General features: G+C 65.6%; 1 pseudogene. It reads left to right on the forward strand.

Features of this window, described 5'->3' with window-relative positions:
- Window positions 1-334 (forward strand): annotated as a pseudogene (locus tag QSV46_RS39270) (xylose isomerase); the annotation flags it as partial.

Below are 334 nucleotides of genomic sequence, written 5' to 3' on the forward strand. Positions count from 1 at the left end.
GTTTCGCGGTCTGCTACTGGCACTCGCTCTGCTGGCCCGGCGGCGATCCGTTCGGCGGCGAGACATTCCTGCGGCCCTGGCATCGTGGCACGGATGCGATGGCGCTGGCGCGGGCCAAGGCCGATATCGCCTTCGAGCTGTTCCGCCTGCTCGACGCACCCTTCTTCACCTTCCACGACGTCGATGCCGCGCCGGAAGGCGCCTCGCTCGGCGAATCCGTCGCCAACCTCAACGCCATTGCCGATCTCTTCGAACAGAAGATGGCGTCTTCCAAGGTGCGTCTACTCTGGGGTACGGCCAATCTGTTCACGCATCGCCGCTACATGGCCGGCGC

Origin of the sequence: Bradyrhizobium cosmicum (assembly GCF_032290525.1) — a bacterium.
GTDB lineage: Bacteria > Pseudomonadota > Alphaproteobacteria > Rhizobiales > Xanthobacteraceae > Bradyrhizobium > Bradyrhizobium cosmicum_A.